This window comes from Aureimonas sp. SA4125 (assembly GCF_019973775.1).
Lineage (GTDB): Bacteria > Pseudomonadota > Alphaproteobacteria > Rhizobiales > Rhizobiaceae > Plantimonas.
This window is the reverse complement of the sequence record NZ_AP025032.1, coordinates 228,886-248,514: the sequence shown is the minus strand read 5'-3', so window position 1 is coordinate 248,514 and position 19,629 is coordinate 228,886. Positions and strand designations below refer to the sequence as shown.

The 19,629-nt window shown below is 68.0% G+C and carries 19 protein-coding genes; 10 read left to right on the top strand and 9 right to left on the bottom strand.

Going from position 1 to position 19,629, the window contains the following annotated elements:
• Nucleotides 1-2: 2 nt before the first annotated feature.
• Together Sa4125_RS01225 and Sa4125_RS01220 are read left to right on the top strand one after the other, a co-directional pair.
• Nucleotides 3-533, top strand: a complete 531-nt coding sequence (locus tag Sa4125_RS01225; protein ID WP_224002862.1) for a chemotaxis protein CheD — start codon at nucleotides 3-5, stop codon at nucleotides 531-533.
• 77 nt (nucleotides 534-610) lie between these two features.
• Nucleotides 611-961, top strand: a complete 351-nt coding sequence (locus tag Sa4125_RS01220) for a hypothetical protein (protein WP_224002860.1) — start codon at nucleotides 611-613, stop codon at nucleotides 959-961.
• A 130-nt stretch (nucleotides 962-1,091) separates the two neighbouring features.
• Here Sa4125_RS01220 and Sa4125_RS01215 read toward each other — a convergent pair whose 3' ends face one another.
• Entirely contained in the window at nucleotides 1,092-1,886 is a 795-nt protein-coding gene (locus Sa4125_RS01215; RefSeq protein WP_224002858.1) for a hypothetical protein, read from the bottom strand.
• Nucleotides 1,887-2,246: 360 nt separating this feature from the next.
• Between Sa4125_RS01215 and Sa4125_RS01210 the strand changes: the two genes are divergently transcribed.
• Together Sa4125_RS01210 and Sa4125_RS01205 are read left to right on the top strand one after the other, a co-directional pair.
• The gene (locus Sa4125_RS01210; protein WP_224002856.1) at nucleotides 2,247-4,151 is read left to right on the top strand and encodes a propionyl-CoA synthetase; all 1,905 of its coding nucleotides are present in this window, start codon (nucleotides 2,247-2,249) and stop codon (nucleotides 4,149-4,151) included.
• 149 nt (nucleotides 4,152-4,300) lie between these two features.
• Nucleotides 4,301-5,479, top strand: a complete 1,179-nt coding sequence (locus Sa4125_RS01205) for a winged helix-turn-helix domain-containing protein (protein ID WP_224007416.1) — start codon at nucleotides 4,301-4,303, stop codon at nucleotides 5,477-5,479.
• Between the two features lie 40 nt (nucleotides 5,480-5,519).
• On the opposite strand, the gene Sa4125_RS01200 is transcribed toward Sa4125_RS01205, so the two are convergent.
• Entirely contained in the window at nucleotides 5,520-6,089 is a 570-nt protein-coding gene (locus Sa4125_RS01200) for a histidine phosphatase family protein (RefSeq protein ID WP_224002854.1), read from the bottom strand.
• Nucleotides 6,090-6,308: 219 nt separating this feature from the next.
• Between Sa4125_RS01200 and argB the strand changes: the two genes are divergently transcribed.
• Both argB and Sa4125_RS01190 read left to right on the top strand, forming a co-directional pair.
• Complete coding sequence (gene argB / locus Sa4125_RS01195) at nucleotides 6,309-7,202, top strand: acetylglutamate kinase (protein ID WP_224002852.1); 894 nt, start codon at nucleotides 6,309-6,311, stop codon at nucleotides 7,200-7,202.
• 216 nt (nucleotides 7,203-7,418) lie between these two features.
• Nucleotides 7,419-8,138 carry a pyrimidine 5'-nucleotidase gene (locus tag Sa4125_RS01190; RefSeq protein ID WP_224002850.1) on the top strand — a complete coding sequence of 240 codons (720 nt, stop codon included), beginning with the start codon at nucleotides 7,419-7,421 and terminating at the stop codon, nucleotides 8,136-8,138.
• Nucleotide 8,139: 1 nt separating this feature from the next.
• Here the strand turns inward: Sa4125_RS01190 and Sa4125_RS01185 are convergent, their stop codons facing one another.
• The gene (locus Sa4125_RS01185) at nucleotides 8,140-8,454 is read right to left on the bottom strand and encodes a hypothetical protein (protein ID WP_224002841.1); all 315 of its coding nucleotides are present in this window, start codon (nucleotides 8,452-8,454) and stop codon (nucleotides 8,140-8,142) included.
• Between the two features lie 232 nt (nucleotides 8,455-8,686).
• Nucleotides 8,687-9,535: an LOG family protein gene (locus tag Sa4125_RS01180; protein WP_224002839.1), complete on the bottom strand. Its 849-nt coding sequence runs from the start codon at nucleotides 9,533-9,535 to the stop codon at nucleotides 8,687-8,689.
• A 228-nt stretch (nucleotides 9,536-9,763) separates the two neighbouring features.
• Between Sa4125_RS01180 and dapD the strand changes: the two genes are divergently transcribed.
• Entirely contained in the window at nucleotides 9,764-10,609 is an 846-nt protein-coding gene (gene dapD, locus Sa4125_RS01175) for a 2,3,4,5-tetrahydropyridine-2,6-dicarboxylate N-succinyltransferase (RefSeq protein WP_224002837.1), read from the top strand.
• Nucleotides 10,610-10,738: 129 nt separating this feature from the next.
• Here dapD and Sa4125_RS01170 read toward each other — a convergent pair whose 3' ends face one another.
• On the bottom strand, nucleotides 10,739-12,022 hold the full coding sequence (locus tag Sa4125_RS01170) for a transglycosylase SLT domain-containing protein (RefSeq protein ID WP_224002835.1): 1,284 nt from the start codon (nucleotides 12,020-12,022) through the stop codon (nucleotides 10,739-10,741).
• 171 nt (nucleotides 12,023-12,193) lie between these two features.
• Here Sa4125_RS01170 and dapE point away from each other — a divergent pair, with 171 nt between their 5' ends.
• The 3 genes from dapE to Sa4125_RS01155 all read left to right on the top strand — a co-directional run bounded on the left by dapE (nucleotide 12,194) and on the right by Sa4125_RS01155 (nucleotide 15,510).
• The gene (dapE, locus tag Sa4125_RS01165) at nucleotides 12,194-13,405 is read left to right on the top strand and encodes a succinyl-diaminopimelate desuccinylase (protein ID WP_224002833.1); all 1,212 of its coding nucleotides are present in this window, start codon (nucleotides 12,194-12,196) and stop codon (nucleotides 13,403-13,405) included.
• A complete protein-coding gene (locus tag Sa4125_RS01160; protein WP_224002832.1) occupies nucleotides 13,365-13,970 on the top strand; it encodes a hypothetical protein in 606 nt (201 codons plus the stop codon). The genes dapE and Sa4125_RS01160 overlap by 41 nt, the downstream gene beginning before the upstream one ends.
• 157 nt (nucleotides 13,971-14,127) lie before the next feature.
• The gene (locus Sa4125_RS01155; protein WP_223998784.1) at nucleotides 14,128-15,510 is read left to right on the top strand and encodes an IS5 family transposase; all 1,383 of its coding nucleotides are present in this window, start codon (nucleotides 14,128-14,130) and stop codon (nucleotides 15,508-15,510) included.
• A 73-nt stretch (nucleotides 15,511-15,583) separates the two neighbouring features.
• Here the strand turns inward: Sa4125_RS01155 and Sa4125_RS01150 are convergent, their stop codons facing one another.
• The 4 genes from Sa4125_RS01150 to def form a co-directional block, all read right to left on the bottom strand.
• On the bottom strand, nucleotides 15,584-16,726 hold the full coding sequence (locus Sa4125_RS01150; protein ID WP_224007412.1) for an MFS transporter: 1,143 nt from the start codon (nucleotides 16,724-16,726) through the stop codon (nucleotides 15,584-15,586).
• Between the two features lie 325 nt (nucleotides 16,727-17,051).
• Nucleotides 17,052-17,798, bottom strand: a complete 747-nt coding sequence (gene truA, locus Sa4125_RS01145; protein ID WP_224002830.1) for a tRNA pseudouridine(38-40) synthase TruA — start codon at nucleotides 17,796-17,798, stop codon at nucleotides 17,052-17,054.
• A 239-nt stretch (nucleotides 17,799-18,037) separates the two neighbouring features.
• Nucleotides 18,038-19,006 carry a methionyl-tRNA formyltransferase gene (gene fmt / locus Sa4125_RS01140; protein ID WP_224002828.1) on the bottom strand — a complete coding sequence of 323 codons (969 nt, stop codon included), beginning with the start codon at nucleotides 19,004-19,006 and terminating at the stop codon, nucleotides 18,038-18,040.
• A 16-nt stretch (nucleotides 19,007-19,022) separates the two neighbouring features.
• Complete coding sequence (gene def / locus Sa4125_RS01135; RefSeq protein WP_224002826.1) at nucleotides 19,023-19,532, bottom strand: peptide deformylase; 510 nt, start codon at nucleotides 19,530-19,532, stop codon at nucleotides 19,023-19,025.
• Between the last annotated feature and the right edge of the window lie 97 nt (nucleotides 19,533-19,629).

Genomic DNA, 19,629 nt, shown 5'->3' with positions numbered 1-19,629 from the left:
TCATGAGCGAAACGATCGCGCGTCGGCGCCTCAACATCATCCAGGGCGAAGCCAAGTGGGGCACGGGCGAGGATCTCGTCCTGACCACCCTCCTCGGCTCCTGTGTCGCCGCCTGCATGCGCGACCCTGTCGCGGGGGTCGGCGGCATGAACCACTTCCTGCTGCCCGGCGGCGGCGAAGGACAAAGCCGGGCCGAGAGCTACGGGCTCTATCTGATGGAGCTTCTGATCAACGGTCTCTTGAAGAACGGCGCCCGCCGCGAGCGGATCGAGGCGAAGCTCTTTGGAGGCGCACGCACCGTCCAGGGCCTCTCCGATATCGGCGCGAAGAACGCTGCCTTCGCGCGGAACTTCCTGCGCAACGAAGGCATCCAGGAAGCGCGGGGCGATGTCGGCGGCGACAAGGGAAGGCGGATCGAGTACTGGCCGCATTCCGGCCGTGCCCGGCAGGTCTTCCTCGACAAGTCGGCGGTATTGCCGCCCCCTCCCCCCGCCCGCCAGCAGAAATCCGTCGGCGATCTGGAGCTTTTTTGATGTCCAACTCCCTCAGATCCCTTGCCGCAGATCCGTCCTACGATCTCGCCGAACCGACTCGCCTCCCGGAAGCGCCGATGTCCAGCCCCACCGTGAATGCCATCCTGACGCGCCTTTCCTACGAGCTGCACGCACTCGCGGACGCCGCCGACGAGTTCCATCACCTCGCCTTCGCCGACGATGGCACGAGCAATCTGGCCAATGCCGACTACGTCAAGGCGACCCAGGGCATCGATCTGATGCAGCAGATCCTGGCGAACCTTTCGGACTACACCGGCTGTCTTGCCATGGCCGCTCCCGAGGAGATGGTGCTGGACGACGCGCAGGCACTCTCGCTGATCAGCCTCAGCGACCTGCGCGACCGCCTCAAGGACGTGCCGGCGGAGGAAGAGCGCCAGGACAGTGGCGACGCGGACATCTTCTTCTGAACGCTGCGGCGTCCGGCAGCAGCAGACCCCTCGACAGGCCCGATCGCCGGTCGGCGCGGCATTCGCCATCGAGTTCGGCACGCACACCGCGATCCGCACGGCGGCCCCGCTTTCCGCTAGCCGGCTGCGATCAGAAGCGCAGCCAGACGGCGGTCAGGAGGGCCGTTTCCCGAAGCGCGTCGCGACCGGCCACGGTGGCGACGCCGCCGGCCTGCAGCGACAGGCGCGGGCTGATGTCGTAGACGGCGCTCAGTTGCAGCTTGTGCTCGGTCGGCTCGGCGACGGGTGCGCCTTCCCGCGAAAGCGCCAGCGCGTTGAAGCTTTGCGCCAGGAGAAGCAGCCGCGGCTGCGGCCGGACTCCGAGCGAAAGGTCCATGACGAAGGCGTCCGCGCGACCCTCGATGCCGATCCGGTAGGCGCCCTGGATGTCGGCATAGGCGGACCAGCTGCCGATCTGGAAATTCTGGCCGGCCATCAGCCGAAGATCGACCTCGCCGCCCCGCTCCTCGGCCCGGGCGCGTCGATCGAAGGGCGTCGCGACACGCCCGACGATCTCGGCCGAGAGAACGACGCTTTCCCCCTCCCAGACGAGGAGCCGGGCGCCGCCGCCCGTAAGTCCGAAGCGCGCGGCATCGAGGGAGGGCGCCTCCTCGCTGGCATAGGTCTTGGCCTCGCTGCGCAGGATGGCGGTCAGCCGGTCCGTCACGCCGTATTCGGCGTAAAGGTTGATCTCGGCCTTCTGGAAGAGCGGGATCGCTTCGGCCTCGCCGTCGCTGCCGTAAGCCTCCATCGCCTCGCCCCAGTAGCCGCTGACGATCACCTGGCCAAAGCCTTCAGGCAGGGTCCAGGCACCGGCCACGGCCTTTGCCGGCAGCATCGCCGCTACCAGCATGGCGAGCACAAGCGACACCCCCTTGCAGACCATGTCCGTCCCCCGGCGGAAACCAAGGACAATTGAACGGCAAGCCATTTCTGCGGGCAATCGCGCGCCGAAAAAGCCCGGGACGAATCTCTGGTCGCGGGAAAATGATTCCCGTCAAGCTCTTGTAACTGCTTTTGACGGCGAGACGCCCTGATCGGCCACCAGCACACGGGCAATGCCGCTGTGATCCCGGCGCATCGAGCCCGAGCCAGCGGTGGCACGACACGGCCCAGAGGCCATTCCCTTGACCGGCGCCGCCGAATAGATTGGCCCCCGTAAGTTCGCGCGAGGGACGCACCGGCCGCAGGCGCCGGGCGTCCCACCGGTGGGGAGGCCGGGGCCGCGACCGTCGGGAGGGACATCATGGAAAGCCGCTACCACGCCGTCTATGCCGAGTGGCAGGCCGATCCCGAAGGCTTCTGGCTGGCGCAGGCGAAGGCGATCGACTGGCTCGATGCGCCGACGAAAGCCTTCGACGCGGATGCGGGCGTCTACGGCCGCTGGTTTCCGGACGCCAGTTGCAACACCTGCTTCAACGCCCTCGACCGGCACGTGGCGTCGGGACGCGGCGACCAGACCGCGATCATCCACGATTCGCCCGTCACCGGCACCCAGCGCAGGCTGAGCTACCGCGAGCTTCTCGGCGAGGTCATGGCGCTGGCATCGAGCCTTGGGGATCTCGGCGTCGAGAAGGGCGACCGCGTCATCATCTACATGCCGATGGTGCCCGAAGCCGCCATCGCCATGCTCGCCTGCGCGCGGCTCGGCGCCGTCCATTCGGTCGTCTTCGGCGGCTTTGCCGCGCGCGAATTGGCCACCCGCATCGACGACTGCCGGCCGAAGGCGGTGCTATCGGCTTCCTGCGGCATCGAGCCGGGACGTACCGTCGCCTACAAGCCGCTGCTCGACAAGGCGATCGAGCTGGCTAGCCACAAGCCGGAGGCGACGATCATCCTGCAGCGGCCGCAGCTTGAGGCGGCCATGACCGAGGGCCGCGACCACGACTGGGCGGCACTGCGCGACAAGGCGATGGCCGAGATCGCGGCCGGGCGTGCGGTACCCTGCACGCCCGTGAAGGCGACCGATCCGCTCTACATCCTCTATACCTCCGGCACGACAGGCCAGCCCAAGGGCGTCGTGCGCGACAATGGCGGCCACATGGTCGCGCTGTTCTGGTCGATGGAGGCGCTGTTCGGCGTGAGCGCCGGCGAGGTCTGGTGGGCGGCCTCGGACGTCGGCTGGGTGGTCGGCCACTCCTACATCGTCTACGGCCCGCTCCTGAAGGGATGCACGGCCGTGCTCTTCGAGGGCAAGCCGATCGGCACGCCCGATGCCGGCACATTCTGGCGGCTGATCGCCGAGCACAAGGTGGCGGCTCTCTTCACCGCCCCGACGGCGATCCGTGGCATCCGCAAGGAGGACCCCGAGGGCGAACTGCCCGGGCGCCACGACCTCTCGGCCTTCCGCACGCTGTTTCTCGCCGGCGAGCGGGCCGACACCGAGACCATCCGCTGGGCGGAGCGGGCCCTCGGCGTGCCGGTGATCGACCACTGGTGGCAGACCGAGAGCGGCTGGCCGATCGCCATCAACCCGGCCGGCCTCGGTCTTCTCCCCGTGAAATACGGCAGCCCCGGCGTCGCGGTGCCGGGTTACGACATCCAGATCCTCGACGAGGACGGCATCCCGCTCGGGCGGGGCGCGATGGGCGCGATCGCCATCCGGCTGCCGCTGCCGCCCGGCGCACTGCCGACGCTCTGGAACGCTGACGATCGCTTCCGCGCGGCCTATCTCGAAACCTTCCCCGGATACTACGCCACCGCCGACGCCGGCCTGATCGACGAGGACGGCTACCTCTGCGTCATGGGCCGCACCGACGACGTCATCAACGTCGCCGGGCACCGGCTGTCGACGGGCGAGATGGAGGAGGCGGTCTCGACCCATCCGGCCGTCGCCGAATGCGCCGTCATCGGCATGCGCGACGAGCTGAAGGGCGAACTTCCCTGCGGCTTCGTCGTCCTCAAGAACTCCAACCGCCTCTCCGCCGAAGCCATCCAGGACGAAGTCGTCGCCCTCGTGCGCGAGCGCATCGGTCCGGTCGCCGCCTTCCGCCGGGTGATCGTCGTCGACCGCCTGCCGAAGACGCGCTCGGGAAAGATCCTGCGCGGCACCATGAAGAAGATCGTCGACCGGGATGCCTTCGACCTGCCCGCGACCATCGAAGATGCCGGGGCGCTCGACGAGATCGAGCGGGCGCTGGGGCGGGGCTGACGGTCTCTGCAGGGATGGGGAAAAGCCGGCAAGCGGCCCGCCATCGGCGCGGCCGTTCTTGATCCGTTCGATGGGTCGCCGCATGGTGCTGGCATCAGGGAGAGGATTCGGGCCGTGACCGCGTGACAGCAGAAAACATCTCCGCAGCCATGGCCCGGCGCATCGCGCTGGCCGCGCAAGGGTTCGGCGAGGCGCGGCCCGAGGTCGCCGACTGGCGGCGGATGAACCGGGCGATCAACCGGCTGGGGCTCCTGCAGATCGATTCGGTCAGCGTGTCGGCGCGGGCGCACTACATGCCGCTGTTCTCGCGGCTCGGGCCTTATCCGCGGGAGGCGCTGGAGCGGGCGGCCTGGGGCAAGCCGCGAAAGCTGTTCGAGTACTGGGCGCACGAGGCGTCGCTGCTGCCGCTCGAAACCCAGCCCTTGCTGCGCTGGCGCATGGCGCGGGCGGCGGCGGGCGAGGGCATCTACAAGGGTCTTGCGATCTTTGGCCGCGAACAGGCGCCGGCCATCGCAGCGGTGCTGGAGCGGATCGCGGCGGAGGGACCGCTCTCCTCCGGCGATTTCGAGGCGCCACGCGGCGCCGGCGGCTGGTGGGGCTGGAGCGACACCAAGCGGGCGCTCGAATTCCTATTCTGGTCCGGCCGCATCACCACGGCGACACGGCGCAGTTTCGCCCGCGTCTACGACCTGACGGAGCGGGTGATCCCGCCGGCGATCATGGCGTTGCCGACGCCCTCCCCCGCCGACGCGCAGCGCGCGCTGCTGCTTGCCTCGGCCAAGGCGCTGGGCGTCGCCACCACCGCGGACCTGCGCGACTATTTCCGCCTTTCCGCCAGCGAGACGCCACCGCTCCTCGCCGATCTCGTGGAAGCCGGCGCGCTTCTGCCGGTGACGGTCGAGGGCTGGTCGCAGCCGGCCTTCCTCGACCCGGAGGCACGCCGGCCGCGGCGGATCGCGGCGCAGGCGCTTTTGTCGCCTTTCGATCCGCTGGTGTTCGAGCGCGCCCGGGCCGAGCGGCTGTTCGGGTTTCGCTATCGCATCGAGATCTACACGCCGGCGGACAGGCGCGTGCACGGCTATTATGTCCTGCCCTTCCTCCTCGGCGACCGACTGGTCGCGCGGGTCGATCTCAAGGCCGACCGAAAGGCGGGCACGCTGATCGTCCTCTCGGCCCATGCCGAACCGCATGCCCCGCCGGAGACGGCGGCAAGCCTTCTTGCCGAACTCCGGTCGATGGCCGATTGGCTCGGGCTCGAGCGTGTCACAGTGTTGCCGGCCGGCGACTTTGGTCCGCGGCTGGCGGACGTCCAGGCGCTTGCCGCCTGACAGGCGGCGCTGCCACGGCGATGGACGCGGTCCCCCTCCCTCAGTCCGCCTGAATGCGTCCACGCACGGCAAGGCCGCCGTCGGAGCCGCGCGCGACCACGATGATCTCGCCCGATGAAGGATAGATTCCGGTCAGCGCGGTGATGTTCACCTGGTGGGTGACGAGCACGGCCTTGCGGTCGCCGAGAGCCGACAGGTGCTGCATCGTCTCGCGGCTCGCGGCATCGGCCTTGCCCCGATCGTCGAAGAAGGAGTTCAGCGACGGCCCGGTCTCGACGGGCCCGAGGTTGAGCAGGTCGGCGGTGTCGCGGGCGCGGCACCATTGGCTGGAGATGACGGCGCCGACTGTGACACTCCGTTCCCGAATGGCTGCGCCGATGCGCGTCGCCTGCGCCCGGCCCGCCGCGTCGAGATTGCGCTGCGTCGTGCAGTCGCCGATCCGGAAGCCGGCGGGATCGCCCGTACCGGGCGCGGCTGCATGGCGGATCAGCGCATGGGTTCCCGGGGCCTGCAGTGCCGCCCAGCCCGCTTCGTCGGCCGCGACGGGTGCGACCGCGACAAGCGTCGCGGCAAGTAAGGCGCTGGCAGCGGGAAGAGGACAGCGAGGCATGGGGGATCTCCATCCAGTTTCGTCGGCACGCGCGAGCGCGTCCGATCATGCCGCCCGCGGCGTTCACCCGCCATCGGCAGGATCGCACATCGGGCCTTTGTCCGATCACGCTTGCGCCAGTTCGGGCCGATTCCCCGCTGCATGCGCGATTGCCGCCCCCGGCGAATACCGCTAAAGGCTCGTCGCGAAACCGTTTACCCCGAGATCGAGGACACCGCCATGGACGCCCATTCCACCAACGGCGAACAGCAGGCGGCACTTCTGGCCGAGGCCCTGCCCTTCATGCAGGCCTACGAGAACAAGACGGTGGTGGTGAAATACGGCGGCCATGCCATGGGCAATGTCGCCCTCGGCAAGACGTTCGCCCGCGACATCGCGCTCCTGAAGCAGTCCGGCATCAACCCGATCGTCGTCCATGGCGGCGGCCCGCAGATCGGCGCGATGCTGTCCAAGATGGGCATCGAGTCGCGTTTCGAGCACGGCCTGCGCGTCACCGACCAGCGCACCGTCGAGATCGTCGAGATGGTATTGGCCGGTTCGATCAACAAGGAGATCGTCGCCCTCATCAATGCCGAGGGCGAGTGGGCGATCGGCCTCTGCGGCAAGGACGGCAACATGGTCTTCGCCGAAAAGGCCAAGAAGACCGTGATGGATCCCGACAGCAACATCGAGCGGGTTCTCGATCTCGGCTTCGTCGGCGAGCCGGTCGAGGTCGACCGGACGCTCCTCGACCTCCTCGCCCGCTCGGAAATGATCCCGGTGCTGGCCCCCGTCGCCCCCGGCCGCGACGGCCACACCTACAACATCAATGCCGACACTTTTGCCGGCGCCATCGCCGGCGCGCTGCAGGCCTCGCGTCTCCTCTTCCTCACCGACGTGCCGGGCGTCCTCGACAAGACCGGCACCCTGATCCGCGAGCTCTCCGTCGCCGAGGCGAAGACGCTCATCCGCGACGGCACGGTCACCGGCGGCATGATCCCGAAAGTCGAGACCTGCATCCAGGCGCTCGACCGCGGCGTCGAGGGCGTCGTCATCCTCAACGGCAAGACACGCCACGCCGTCCTGCTCGAACTCCTGACGGAGCACGGCGCGGGAACGCTGATCGTGCCGTAAGGCGCGGCTTCGAGATCCCGCGGCGACACGGCCCGCCCTCGTCCGAGCAAGGTTCACCGCCGCCGCGACGCCGCCCCAATTTGGCAGGGCCGCGACGGCGATGCTAAGGAAGCGTGGAGGGCGAAGGCCTTCACGCAAGGCCCGGCCGAGGCAGGACGCCTATACCGGGCGATGGACCCGCAGCGCCGGGCGTTTCTCGAACATGCCCCGGATGCCATGACCGCTGACACCTCCCTTCGCCACACCGCCGACGCCACGCCCGGCGATTTCGCCGACGTGCGCGACTGGGTGTTCGACCTCGACAACACGCTATATCCCCGCCGCACCAACCTCTTCGCGCAGATCGACGCGCGGATGACGGCCTTCGTGTCGGATTTCCTGCGGCTGCCGGCGGAGGAGGCGCGCGTCGTCCAGAAAGGGCTCTACCGCCATCACGGCACGACATTGCGCGGGCTGATGACCGAGCACGCCGTCGACCCCGACGCCTTTCTCGAATTCGTCCACGACATCGACTATTCCGGCGTCGCCCCCGACCCGGCGCTCGGCGCCGAAATCCGCCGCCTTCCCGGCCGAAAATTCATCTTCACCAATGGCGACCGCGGTCATGCCGAGCGCACGGCGCGCCAGCTCGGCATTCTCGACGATTTCGAGGACATCTTCGACATCGTCGCCGCCGGGCTCAACCCGAAGCCGGCGCAGGCGAGCTATGACAAGTTCGTCGGCCTGTTCAAGATCGACGGACGGCGCGCGGCGATGTTCGAGGACCTCGCCCGCAATCTCGAAGTTCCAAAGCTTCTCGGCATGCGCACGGTGCTGATCGTGCCGCCGGCGATGGAGGAGCTCGTCGGCGACGCCTGGGAGCACGAGGGCCGCGAGGGCGCCCATATCGACTTCGTCACCGACGATCTCGCGGCGTTTCTGGCACGGATCGGATAGGTCAGTTCCCGAGGAGCGAACGGCCCTTGGAGGCCAGCGGCGGCGTTTTTTCCGACGAGGGCTTCGCGTCGGTTCGCCCGTCCTCGAAGACCTCGTTTTCCTGGGTGTAGCTGGACCGCTTGTTCTGTCCGAGAACGTCGTCCTGGCCGCCGCCCTGATGCGGCGTCTTGTTGGCGAGGGCTGACGCCCGTGCCGCCGCGCTGGCGGGATCGCTGTCCGCTTTGTCAGTCGCTGCCGTCTCATCGTGCTCGTCGATGTGCTGGGGCGTGTCGAGATCCTGCTGGTGGCGCATCATATCGGAATCGGTGTCGGACATCGGATCGGCCTTTCGCTGGGCTGCTTTAGCGCATGATCCCGAAAGGTGGCTTCCGGCTTTCGGAGATCATGCGGAAACAAAGAACTCAAGCGGGACGGCGATTCGAAGAAAAGCCATCCCGCTTTAGCGCCCAACTCGGCGCCGTCGCCGAAGTTCCGCGGCGGGGCGAGGCGGAAGGGCCGGGCGAGCGGGCGAGGCACGGGTTTCGCGATCGGCGGGCCCCGGGGGAGATCTAGAATCCGTAGAATCCGCGGATGATCTCCCAGCCCTCTTCCGCCGTGTCGGCGAACTGGATGAGGTTCAGATCGTCCGGCGCGATCAGCCCCTCTCCGGCCAGCACGTCGAGGTGCAGCACCCGGTTCCAGAACTCCTTGCCGAAGAGAACCACGGGGATCCTCGCCATGCGCCGGGTCTGGATGAGCGTCAGTGCCTCGAACAGTTCGTCCAGCGTGCCGAAGCCGCCGGGAAAGATCGCCATCGCTTTTGCCCGCAGCAGGAAATGCATCTTGCGAATGGCGAAGTAGTGGAAGCGGAAGCAGAGCTCGGGCGTGGCGTAGGGGTTCGGCGCCTGCTCGTGCGGCAGGACGATGTTCAGCGCGACGGACACGCCGCCGACATCGGCCGCCCCGCGATTGCCGGCTTCCATGACGCCCGGTCCGCCGCCGGTGACGATGACGAACTCCTTGCCGCCATGCGAGGCGGCCGAATGCAGCGAGGCGAGCCGCGCGAAGCGCCGGGCCGTTTCGTAATAGTGCGAATTGGCTTCGAGCCGCGCCTTCTGCTCGGGCGTGCGCCCGGCCCATGCCGCCTTGCCCGGCTCGGGGATGCGCGCCCCGCCGAAGAGGACGACGGTCGACAGGATGCCGGCCTCGTCGAGGCCGTTCTCGGCCTTCATCAGCTCGAGTTGCAGGCGCACGCCCCGCGTCGAGGCGCTGGTCAGGAATTCCTCGTCGTCGAAGGCGAGGCGATAGGTCTGCGAGCGCGTCTGCTCTGTCGACGGCACCTCGTCCTGCCGTTCCTGGTCGAGGCGCGAACTCGGAAAGGGATCCCAGGTGCCGCGCCGATCGGTATCGTCCGTCATGTCCATTCCTGTCTTGCCGAAGACCCCGGCCTCCGTAGCCGCGTCGATTTCCGGCCTGCTCACTCCAATGGCCCGTTCCCCGGCGCTGGGGCCCGATATCGCCCGGGCCTTCCTGCGTGGCTCGTCCGCCGGACCGGGCCGCGCGCCGCCGGGGTGAATTGACCCTCTTTCGCCCTTCTACTAGACGGAAGCGACAAGTTGAACTGCCGCCAACCGGAGCCATGCCCGATGACCGCCCATGACGACCTCGCGCGTACCATCGAAGCCGCCTTCGAGGCGCGCGACGGGATCTCCACCGAGACCACGGGCGCCGTTCGCGAGGCCGTCGACACCGCGCTGACGCTCCTCGACCGCGGCGAGGCACGCGTCGCCACGCGCGGCGAGGACGGGGCCTGGACGGTGCATCAGTGGCTGAAGAAGGCGGTGCTCCTTTCCTTCCGGCTGAACCCGATGGCGCCGGTCTCGGGCGGGCCCGACGGCGCCCACTGGTTCGACAAGGTGCCGGCGAAATGGGCCGGCTGGGGCGAGGCCGAGTTCAAGGCCGCGGGCTTTCGTGCGGTACCCGGCGCCATCGCGCGCCGCTCCGCCTTTATCGCCCGCGACGTCGTCCTGATGCCGTCCTTCGTCAATCTCGGCGCCTATGTCGGCGAGGGCACGATGGTCGATACCTGGGCGAGCGTCGGCTCCTGCGCCCAGATCGGCAAGCATGTCCACCTGTCGGGCGGTGTCGGCATCGGCGGCGTGCTGGAGCCGATGCAGGCGGGGCCGACGATCATCGAGGACAACTGCTTCATCGGTGCGCGCTCGGAAGTCGTCGAAGGCTGCATCGTGCGCGAGGGCTCGGTGCTCGGCATGGGCGTCTATCTCGGACAGTCGACGAAGATCGTCGATCGCGCCACCGGCGAGGTGTTCTACGGCGAAGTGCCGCCCTACTCCGTGGTGGTGGCGGGCTCGATGCCCGGCAAGCCAATCGGCAACGAGCCCGGCCCGGGCCTCTATTGCGCGGTCATCGTGAAGCGCGTCGACGAGCGCACGCGGTCGAAGACCTCGATCAACGAGCTGCTGCGCAGCTGAGGCGAAAAACTCATTGAGGATGGGCCGGCGGCACGCCGTCACCGGCGATTCGACGGGTCGCAGGAGCCGTTGGCGTTCGGTCGCCTCTCCTGCCGTCAACCGAGACCGGCTTTTGAAAGACGTGGCCGATCAGTCGGTCAGGCCGAGCGAGGCGGCGACGGGCGTCGTGCGCTGGATGACACGGCGGCTGCGATCGGCATTGCCGGCCGCGACGGTCATGCCGACAGCCAGCGGCGCGGTCGAAACGCCGGGAATGGCGGACGCTGCGACGGTCTTGGCCACCGGAGCGGTGGAGGCGAGAGCGATCTGCTGATCACGCTGGGCGGCGGCGACGAGGGTTCCGCGGTTGGCCGATCCGCGGCGGCGCTCGATGGCCGCCATGTGGCGCTTGACGTTGGCGCAGTAGACGGCGGCCGAGCGGCTCATCTTCGTGGTGCGGTGGCCGCCCTTGTATTTCATCGCCGCGCCGCAGACGTCGTGGCCGCTCTTCTGCCAGGCGCCGGCAAGATATTTCATGCCATAGCGCAGATTCGTCTGGGGATCGAAAAGATCACTCGGCTTGCCGGCGAAGCCGAGGCCGCGCGCCGTCGCCGGCTGGATCTGCGAAAGGCCGTAGACGCCGCTGCCCTTGGCCTTGGGATTGTAGTGGCTTTCGACGCGCACGACGGCATAGGCGAGTTCGCTCGGAATGCCGTTGTCGGCGGCGGCACGCTCGATCATCCGGTCGATCGCGGCGTCGCCGGTAATGGTGTCGGTGCCTTTGAAGGTATCGTTGATGCGGTGGCTCACGACATCCACGGCCTTCGTCGTGGTTTCGACCGCGGCGACCGTCACGGCGGCGGCGGTGTCGGCGACGGCAGCGATGGTGGCGGGAACGGCCGTCACGGGATTGAGCGCGGTGGCCGCGGCGGCGATGCGGGCACCAGCGGAGGGCTTTTCGACCGCGGCATAGCCTGCCGCCTTGACCGCAACGGCCTCAGGGGTGACGGCCTCGCTCGTCACCACGGCAGGCTGGGGCGCGACAGTGCTCGCCTTGCGCTCGGCAACGTCCGCGGCCAGCGCTGCGACCGCATCGGCGGGCGGCGCGCTCGGCGCAACGGCACCTGTCTTTCCTGGCGCCGTCCCATTGGCGAGCGCTGCGAGCCTGGCGGCATCGGGCTTCTGCGACGGTTCGGGAACGCGCGTGCCATCGGCAAAGGCCGAGATGCGCACGGGCGCGTATCCATAGGCGTCGGTGGCGGGAGTCGACGAGGGGGACGCGGGGTTCGTCAGCGAGGCGGACTTGGTGCCCTGCTGGTTCGACACGCAGGCGGAAAGGGCAAACGGGGCGGCCAGAGCGATCAGGGCGACGGGACGAAGGGTGGCGGGTGCGCGGCGAAGCGCCTGCCAAACCATTTCCGATGCTGATCGCATGAGTTTCTCCGAGAACATTAAAGATCGTCCATTCCGTTCGGCGGCAAACATGGCAGCGGGAAGGCGACCCGCCACATTCCCCCACACAGATCACGTTCCGTGCGCCAGTGAAACCTTTTGGCAACTATTGCATGCGTGGCAGTCCCCAGGCTTTTGCGATAAAGCCAAATCATGCTGAACGACATCCCCGACCTCACCGACCCCACCGCCATCCTGCAGCGCCTCGTCCGCTACCCCTCGGTCACACCCGCCGACGCCGGGGCGCTGGCGACTCTGGAGGCCCTGCTGGTTCCGCTCGGCTTTGCCGTCGCGCGTCCCGTCTTCGCCGAGGACGGTACGGCGGACATCGAGAATCTCTTCGCAAGGACGGGCTCCACCGGGCCGCATCTCGTCTTCGCGGGCCACACGGACGTCGTGCCTCCCGGCGACGAGAGCGACTGGAAGCATCCGCCCTTCGCCGGCGTCATCGCGGATGGCGAGCTCTACGGCCGCGGCGCGGTGGACATGAAGGGCGGCATCGCCTGCTTCGTCGCCGCCCTCGGCCGCCACACGGCGCGCGGCGGCCTGCCGTGGGGCCAGGTCTCGCTGCTGATCACCGGCGACGAGGAGGGTCCGGCGATCAACGGCACGGCAAAGCTCCTCGCCTGGGCAGCCGAGCGCGGCGAACGTTTCGACGCCTGTGTCGTCGGCGAGCCGACCAATCCCCAGGCGCTCGGCGACATGATCAAGATCGGCCGGCGCGGCTCGCTCTCTGGCACCGTCACGGTGCGCGGCGTGCAGGGCCATGTCGCCTATCCCCATCTCGCCGACAATCCGGTGCGCGGGCTCATGGCGCTGATGGATGCGCTGCTCGCCGAGCCGCTCGACGCTGGCAATGCGCGCTTCCAGGCCTCGAACCTCGAGATCACCGCGCTCGACACTTTTGGCAATCTCTCCGCCAACGTCATTCCGGGCCGGGCGAGCGCTTCCTTCAACATCCGCTTCAACGACGAATGGACGGCCGCAAGCCTTTCCGCGGAGATCGAGCGGCGGCTGGCGCTCGCCGCCGAGAACCGCCGCTGGCGCGGCGAGCGGGACACGCCGCTCGCCTTCGAGATGGTCTGGCGTGGAAACCCGTCCGACGCCTTTCTGACCCGCGACGATGCGCTGACCAAGGCGCTGTCGGAAGCCGTGCAGTCGGTCACCGGGCGGGTGCCGGCGCTGTCGACCTCCGGCGGCACCTCCGACGCCCGCTTCCTCAAGGATCATTGCCCGGTGGTCGAGTTTGGGCTTGTCGGCAAGACCATGCACATGTCCAATGAGCGGGTGGCCCTTTCCGATCTCGAGACCCTGACGGAAATCTATGACGCCTTCATCGCCCGTTGGTTCGCCGCCCACGCCTGACGCAACGCCGACGCTGGACGAAGTCCTGCGTTACTTCACGGGTGCCGCGGAGCTGATGCTCGGCCGGGCCGAGGGTCTGCGGCGACTGGATCTGTCGGCCGACGGGTTCTGGCGGTCGTTCTTCGCGATACCGGTGGCGCTGCCGCCAATGGCGCTGTCCTGGGTGCAGTTCGAGAGACTGCCGCGTCCGGTGGCGCTTCTCGTGCCCTCGCCCGCGCTGGCTTATTCGGCCCATGCGCTGGCCGATTTCCTCGCCTGGATCCTGCCGGTCGTGGTGCTGATGCTGGTCGCCCGACCCATCGGCTATTCGCGCAAGATCGTGCCGCTCGTCGTCGCGACGAACTGGGGCGGGGCGCTGATCGCCTGGGCGCTCGTGCCCTACTGGCTGATCGGGCTCATGGCCGGCGACGGGGAGATTATGGCGGGGCTCGGCCTCGTCGCCGGCTTAGGCTCGATCGCGCTGACCATACGCCTGACCTCCAGCGCGCTCGGCCGGGACATTCTCGCGGCGGTCGCGATCGTGCTGTTGATGCTGGTGCTGTCGCTCTTCGCCTGTCGCCCGTGAAGTATCCCTAACCCGTTGATCTTCGAGTATTTCTTGATTTCGGGAAGATCTCGTTTTTGCCAGTTTCTGTCTCTGTGGAGCGCGGAAACTTGCAAATTGCGCGCGGCGTGAAGGCGTGATTCCATGGCTTTGGAGCAACTGGAAACGGAGCCAGGGGATGCGGCCGAGGGAGCGTCGGGACAGCGGTCAGAGCGATCTTTTCCGAGCCCGGCTCGACCAGATCGTCGACATGAGGCACCCGCTGGCCAGGCTCGGCCGGGTGATCGACTGGCGGTTTCTGGAGGAGCGCTTCGGCACGGTCTATTCGGATGGGCCGGGCCAGCCGCCTCTGCCGACGCGGCTGATGGCGGGCCTGGCGATCCTGAAGTCGATGCACGATCTCTCCGACGAGGCGCTGTGCGATCGCTGGGTGGAGAACCCTTACTTCCAGCTCTTCTGCGGCGAGGAATTCTTCCGCCACGCGCTGCCCTTCGACCGCTCGTCGATGACGCGCTGGCGCCAGCGGATGGGCGAGGAGAGGCTGAACGCCCTGGTGCAGGAGAGCCTCGCCACGGCGTTGCGCACCGGCGCTGCCAAGCCCGCGGACTTCACCAAGGCGGTGGTCGACACGACGGTGCAGCCCAAAGCCGTGGCGCATCCGACCGATGCCAGGCTGATGCACCGCGCCCGCGAGCGCCTGGTGCGGCTGGCCAAGACGCTGGGGCTCGATCTGCGCCAGTCCTACGCCCGGCTCGGCAAGATCGCCTTGATCCGGCAGCAGCGCTATGCCCATGCCAAGCAGTTCAAGCGGGCTGGCAAGGCGTTGCGGACCTTGCGGACCTATCTCGGCCGCGTCATCCGCGACATCGTGCGCAAGGCCAAGGGCGACGCCGAGCTCGAGGCGGCCACCGCGCAGGAACTCATGCTCGCTCGGCGGGTCCATGCCGGCAACCGGAACCTCAACCGCGTCAGGGGCATGCCGAGGGATGCCGACCTCAGGGTGTTCAGCCTGCATGCGCCCGAGGTCGAATGCATCGGCAAGGGCAAAGCCCACCGGCCTTACGAGTTCGGCGTCAAGGTCTCGGTCGCCACCACGCTCACGCGCTCCAAGGGCGGCCAGTTCGTCACCCACGTCGCGGCCCTGCCGGGCAAGCCCTATGACGGGCATACGCTGGCCGCGGTCATCCCCGCCATCGAGGCGCAGATCGGCGCGACGCTGACGCGGATCATCGCCGACGCCGGCTACAAGGGCCACAACGCCCCGCAGAGCCACCGCTTCAAGGTCTACACCGCGGGCCAGAAGCGCGGCATGACCGACCAGATCCGCCGCGAGATGCGCCGCCGCTCGGCCGTCGAGCCCGTCATCGGCCATCTGAAAGAAGACCACCGCATGGGCCGCAACCACCTCGCCCACACAATCGGCGACGCCGCCAACGCCGTCCTCGCCGCCGTCGGCTACAACTTCAGACGGATCCTCGCCTGGCTCTCGCTTTGGCTGGCCATTCTCTGGTCAACTCTCATCGCCTCGACAGGCCAAAACCTTCAGCCCGAAACCGCCTGATGGGCGTTCTTCACGGGCGACTTCGCCTACGGCCTCGTCATGGAACTGACCGGCGTCCGCCTCGTCTGAAAGCTCATGCAGCGGCCGCCGCGGTACGCCGCTCGGCCGCAAAGGACAGGGCGAAGACGGCGAGGCCGCCGACCGACATCGCCGCGCCGACCCAGCCGGTCGAGGCGAAACCGTAGCCGGCGGCGATGGCCATGCCGCCGAACCAGGCGCCGAGCGCATTGGCGACGTTGAAGGCGGAGTGGTTGAGGGCGGCGGCGAGCGTCTGCGCTTCGCCGGCAACGTCCATCAGCCGCGTCTGCAGCGCCGGCCCGACGGCGACGCCGCAGCCGATCAGGAAGACGCAGGCGCAGAGCATGAACGGGCTCGACGCCGTCAGCGCGAAGACGACGAGCACCCCGGTATTGAGCCCCAGCATGCCGCCGATCGTCCCCATCAGCGAGCGATCCGCGAGCCAGGCGCCGACGAGATTTCCGGCGACCATGCCGGTGCCGAAGCAAGCCATGATCAGCGGCGCGGAGGATTCGGCCATGCCGGCGACATCCATGGCGGTCGCGACGATGTAGCTGAACACCGAGAACATGCCGCCGAAGCCGATGGCGGCGATGCCGAGGGTCAGCCAGACCTGGCGGCGGCGAAGGGCGCCGAGTTCGCGCAGGGCGCTCGCGCCATCCTTCACCCTGTCCTGCGGCAGCAGGGCGGCGATGAGCAGGGCCGTGACGACGCCGATCGTGCCGACGATGGCAAACAGCGAGCGCCACCCGAAATGCTGGCCGACGAAGGTGGCGAACGGCGTGCCGATGAGCGTCGCGACGGTGAGGCCGAGCATCACCCGGCCGACCGCCTGGGTGCGCTTGTGGTGCGGCACCATGGACGCCGCGACCAGCGCCGCGACACCGAAATAGGCGCCGTGCGGCACGCCCGACAGGAATCGGAAAAGCATCAGGCTGGCGTAATCGGGCGCCAGCGCGCTCGCGGCATTGCCGAGCGCAAAGAGCGCCATCAGGCCGATCAGGAGAAAGCGCCGGGTCATCTTGGCCGCGAGAATGGCGATGGCCGGCGCCCCGACCACGACGCCGAGCGCATAGGCCGAGATGACATGGCCGGCCACCGGAGTCGTGACGCCGAGCCCCGCGGCGACGTTTGGCAGCAGGCCCATGATGGCGAACTCGCCGGTGCCGATGGCAAAGCCGCCGACGGCCAGTGCCAGTTCGACGAGGCCGCTCGAGGGACATGCGCGCGCCGGGGCGTCGGCATCCGCGGCAAGAAGAGCCCCGCAGTCGTCGATCGGAAGCTGGGTCACTGGCGCATCCTCTGCCCGCTCGCCGGCGTCGCGCCAGCCGACACCGCGGGTGCCGTTTCCCCGCGCGGCCGCAGAAGTGCAGGCGCTTGCACTCTTGCTGCACCGCACAGAACAAGAGCCTACGGGTAGCCTCCGATCGCGACGAAGCCAAGCCGGCGTTTACGCATGGCTGCCCCGGCATTTCGGGATGGCCAGGCGGGTGTCGCCGAAGGGGATCTGGCCGGCTCCGGGATCAGCCGGCGTAGTCGACCTGCATCAGCGACAGCCCGTCCGGCGGGGCGACGGGGCCGCAGCGCTTGCGGTCGCGCGATTCCAGCGCCCCGACGAGATCGTCGGTGGTCCAGCGGTTTTCGCCGATCAGCTTCAGCGAGCCGGCGAGCGAGCGGATCTGGTTGTGCAGGAAGGACTGGGCCGACGCCTCGATATGCACCTCGTGGCCGGGTCCCTTGAAGACGACGAGCCGATCCAGCGTGCGCACCGGGTTCTTCGCCTGGCAGTGCGTGGAACGGAAGGTGGTGAAATCATGCGTGCCGATGAGGCTCTGGGCGGATTCGTTCATCGCCTTTATGTCGAGCGGCTTCCACACCCACCAGACCTGGCCGGCGAGCAGCGCCGGCGGCGGCCGCCGGTTGAAGATGCGGTAGAGATAGTGCCGCTTGCGGGCGGAAAAGCGCGCGTCGAACCCTTCCGCCACGCGCTCGACGGCGAGGATGGATACCGTCTCCTGGCGCAGGAAGGCGTTCATCGCGTCGCGCACGGTGTCGGTGTCCCATTCCCTGGCGAAATCGACATGCGCGACCTGGCCGGCGGCGTGAACGCCCGCATCCGTGCGTCCGGCGCCGAAGATCGTGACGTCCTCGCCGATGAAACCCTTCAGCGCCGTCTCGATGGCTTCCTGCACGGAATAGCCGTTCTTCTGGCGCTGCCAGCCGACATAGCGCTTGCCGTCATATTCAATCGTCAGTTTATATCGGGGCATTTTCCAAGGGAGGCTGCTGTGGCTTTAGTGAAAACTTTTCGACACTTGCCAATGGAACGGAATTCTCTCCATTCGGAGATTGAGGCGAGCTATACAACGTTTGAGCGCGATGGACGCGTATTCGTTCAGATCAACTCGTATGGCAGAGCCGATCGCGAAAATCCGGGCAAGCTTAGCCAGTCCATTCAGCTTGATCGCCAAGGGGCTGAAAATCTAGTTTCCATCCTGCAGCAGGCATTTCACCTTAAGCCGTTCACTACAGCGCCTGCGGCTAGCGGCGCACCGCGCAGCAGCGTCTCGGCCGTCATCGGCTTGCCGCCGGCGCGCTGCAGGTCGAGGAGCTTGAGCGCGCCCGTGCCGGCAGCGACGGTGAACGCGTCGTCGAGGAGTTCGCCCGGAACCGCCCCGCCCCTGCCCTCGGCCGCCACGGCGCGCAGAATTTTCACGCGCTCCGGGCCGGTGCCGAAGTCGACCATCGTCCAGGCGCCGGGGAAGGGCGAAAAGGCGTTGATCCGGCGCGCGATCGCGGCACCGTCGCCGCCGAAGTCGATGTGCGCTTCGGCCTTGTCGATCTTTTTCGCATAGATCGGTGTGCGGCCGGTGCGGGTGGCAAGGTCCGCCTGGTCCTCGAAGGCAAGCTTCCCGGCCTCAAGCTGCGCCAGCGCCTCCACCATGGCGCTTGCCGAGATCTGCGACAGACGATCCTGCAACTCGCCGGCCGTCTCCGACGCGCCGATCGCGACTTCCCTCGTGATCGCCACCGGCCCGGTGTCGAGCCCGGCTTCCATACGCATGACCATCATGCCGGTGGTCGCATCCCCCGCCTCGATCGCCCGCTGGATCGGGGCAGCGCCGCGCCAGCGCGGCAGCAGCGAGGCGTGACCGTTGAGACAGAAATGCCGGGGAGTGTCGAGCGCTGCCTGCGGCAACAATAGGCCATAGGCGACGACGACCGCGACATCGGCATCGAGCGCCCGCAGAGCATCGATCGCCGCCGGGTCTCTCAGCGACAGCGGCGAGCGGATCTCGAGGCCCAGGCGCTCGGCCTCGGCCTGCACCGGCGAAGGCGTCAGCGTCAGGCCGCGGCGACCGGCGGCGCGCGGCGGCTGGGTATAGACGCACACGACTTGGTGGCCTGCGGCGACGACGGCGGAAAGGGTCGGCACCGAAAAGGCCGGCGTGCCCATGAAGACGATTTTCAGCGCCATGGCCGCGCTCCCGCGCTCAGGCTCTGCGGGCGATCTTGGTGAACTTCTTCACCACCATCTCCCGCTTCAGCTTGGAGATGTGGTCGATGAACAGGACACCGTCGAGATGGTCGATCTCGTGCTGCAGGCAGGTCGCCAGCAGCCCGCTCGCCTCTTCCTCGTGAATTTTCCCGTCGAGACCGAGAAAACGCACCGTCACCGTCGCCGGGCGCTCGACCTCGGCATAGTAGTCCGGGATCGACAGGCATCCCTCTTCGTAGACCGACCGCGCGTCGGAACGGGTGAGGATTTCCGGGTTCAGGAAGACGCGCGGCGCCTTCTCGTCGTCCTCGCCGGAAAGGTCGATCGTCAGCATGCGCAGTGGCTCGCCGACCTGGATCGCCGCAAGGCCGATGCCCGGCGCATCGTACATCGTCTCCAGCATGTCGTCGGCAAGTTGCCGGACGGCGGCGTCGACCGTCGCCACGGGGGCGGAGACCTTGCGCAGCAGCAGGTCGGGCAGGATGATAAGCGGCTTGATCGTCATCGTCGTGACGTAATGCCTGCGGGCGCGACGGTCAATCTCGCTGTGCCGGCATCACAACTGTTCTTGTTTTGATCTTCCTTTTCGAACCCGGTCGCGC

Excerpts from the sequence above, each read along its gene's own strand:
- Sa4125_RS01225 (WP_224002862.1), top strand. The coding sequence starts at position 3 with ATGAGCGAAACGATCGCGCGTCGGCGCCTCAACATCATCCAGGGCGAA.
- Sa4125_RS01220 (WP_224002860.1), top strand. The coding sequence starts at position 611 with ATGTCCAGCCCCACCGTGAATGCCATCCTGACGCGCCTTTCCTACGAG.
- Sa4125_RS01215 (WP_224002858.1), bottom strand. The coding sequence starts at position 1,886 with ATGGTCTGCAAGGGGGTGTCGCTTGTGCTCGCCATGCTGGTAGCGGCG.
- Sa4125_RS01210 (WP_224002856.1), top strand. The coding sequence starts at position 2,247 with ATGGAAAGCCGCTACCACGCCGTCTATGCCGAGTGGCAGGCCGATCCC.
- Sa4125_RS01205 (WP_224007416.1), top strand. The coding sequence starts at position 4,301 with ATGGCCCGGCGCATCGCGCTGGCCGCGCAAGGGTTCGGCGAGGCGCGG.
- Sa4125_RS01200 (WP_224002854.1), bottom strand. The coding sequence starts at position 6,089 with ATGCCTCGCTGTCCTCTTCCCGCTGCCAGCGCCTTACTTGCCGCGACG.
- argB (WP_224002852.1), top strand. The coding sequence starts at position 6,309 with ATGGACGCCCATTCCACCAACGGCGAACAGCAGGCGGCACTTCTGGCC.
- Sa4125_RS01190 (WP_224002850.1), top strand. The coding sequence starts at position 7,419 with ATGACCGCTGACACCTCCCTTCGCCACACCGCCGACGCCACGCCCGGC.
- Sa4125_RS01185 (WP_224002841.1), bottom strand. The coding sequence starts at position 8,454 with ATGTCCGACACCGATTCCGATATGATGCGCCACCAGCAGGATCTCGAC.
- Sa4125_RS01180 (WP_224002839.1), bottom strand. The coding sequence starts at position 9,535 with ATGACGGACGATACCGATCGGCGCGGCACCTGGGATCCCTTTCCGAGT.
- dapD (WP_224002837.1), top strand. The coding sequence starts at position 9,764 with ATGACCGCCCATGACGACCTCGCGCGTACCATCGAAGCCGCCTTCGAG.
- Sa4125_RS01170 (WP_224002835.1), bottom strand. The coding sequence starts at position 12,022 with ATGCGATCAGCATCGGAAATGGTTTGGCAGGCGCTTCGCCGCGCACCC.
- dapE (WP_224002833.1), top strand. The coding sequence starts at position 12,194 with ATGCTGAACGACATCCCCGACCTCACCGACCCCACCGCCATCCTGCAG.
- Sa4125_RS01160 (WP_224002832.1), top strand. The coding sequence starts at position 13,365 with ATGACGCCTTCATCGCCCGTTGGTTCGCCGCCCACGCCTGACGCAACG.
- Sa4125_RS01155 (WP_223998784.1), top strand. The coding sequence starts at position 14,128 with ATGCGGCCGAGGGAGCGTCGGGACAGCGGTCAGAGCGATCTTTTCCGA.
- truA (WP_224002830.1), bottom strand. The coding sequence starts at position 17,798 with ATGCCCCGATATAAACTGACGATTGAATATGACGGCAAGCGCTATGTC.
- fmt (WP_224002828.1), bottom strand. The coding sequence starts at position 19,006 with ATGGCGCTGAAAATCGTCTTCATGGGCACGCCGGCCTTTTCGGTGCCG.
- def (WP_224002826.1), bottom strand. The coding sequence starts at position 19,532 with ATGACGATCAAGCCGCTTATCATCCTGCCCGACCTGCTGCTGCGCAAG.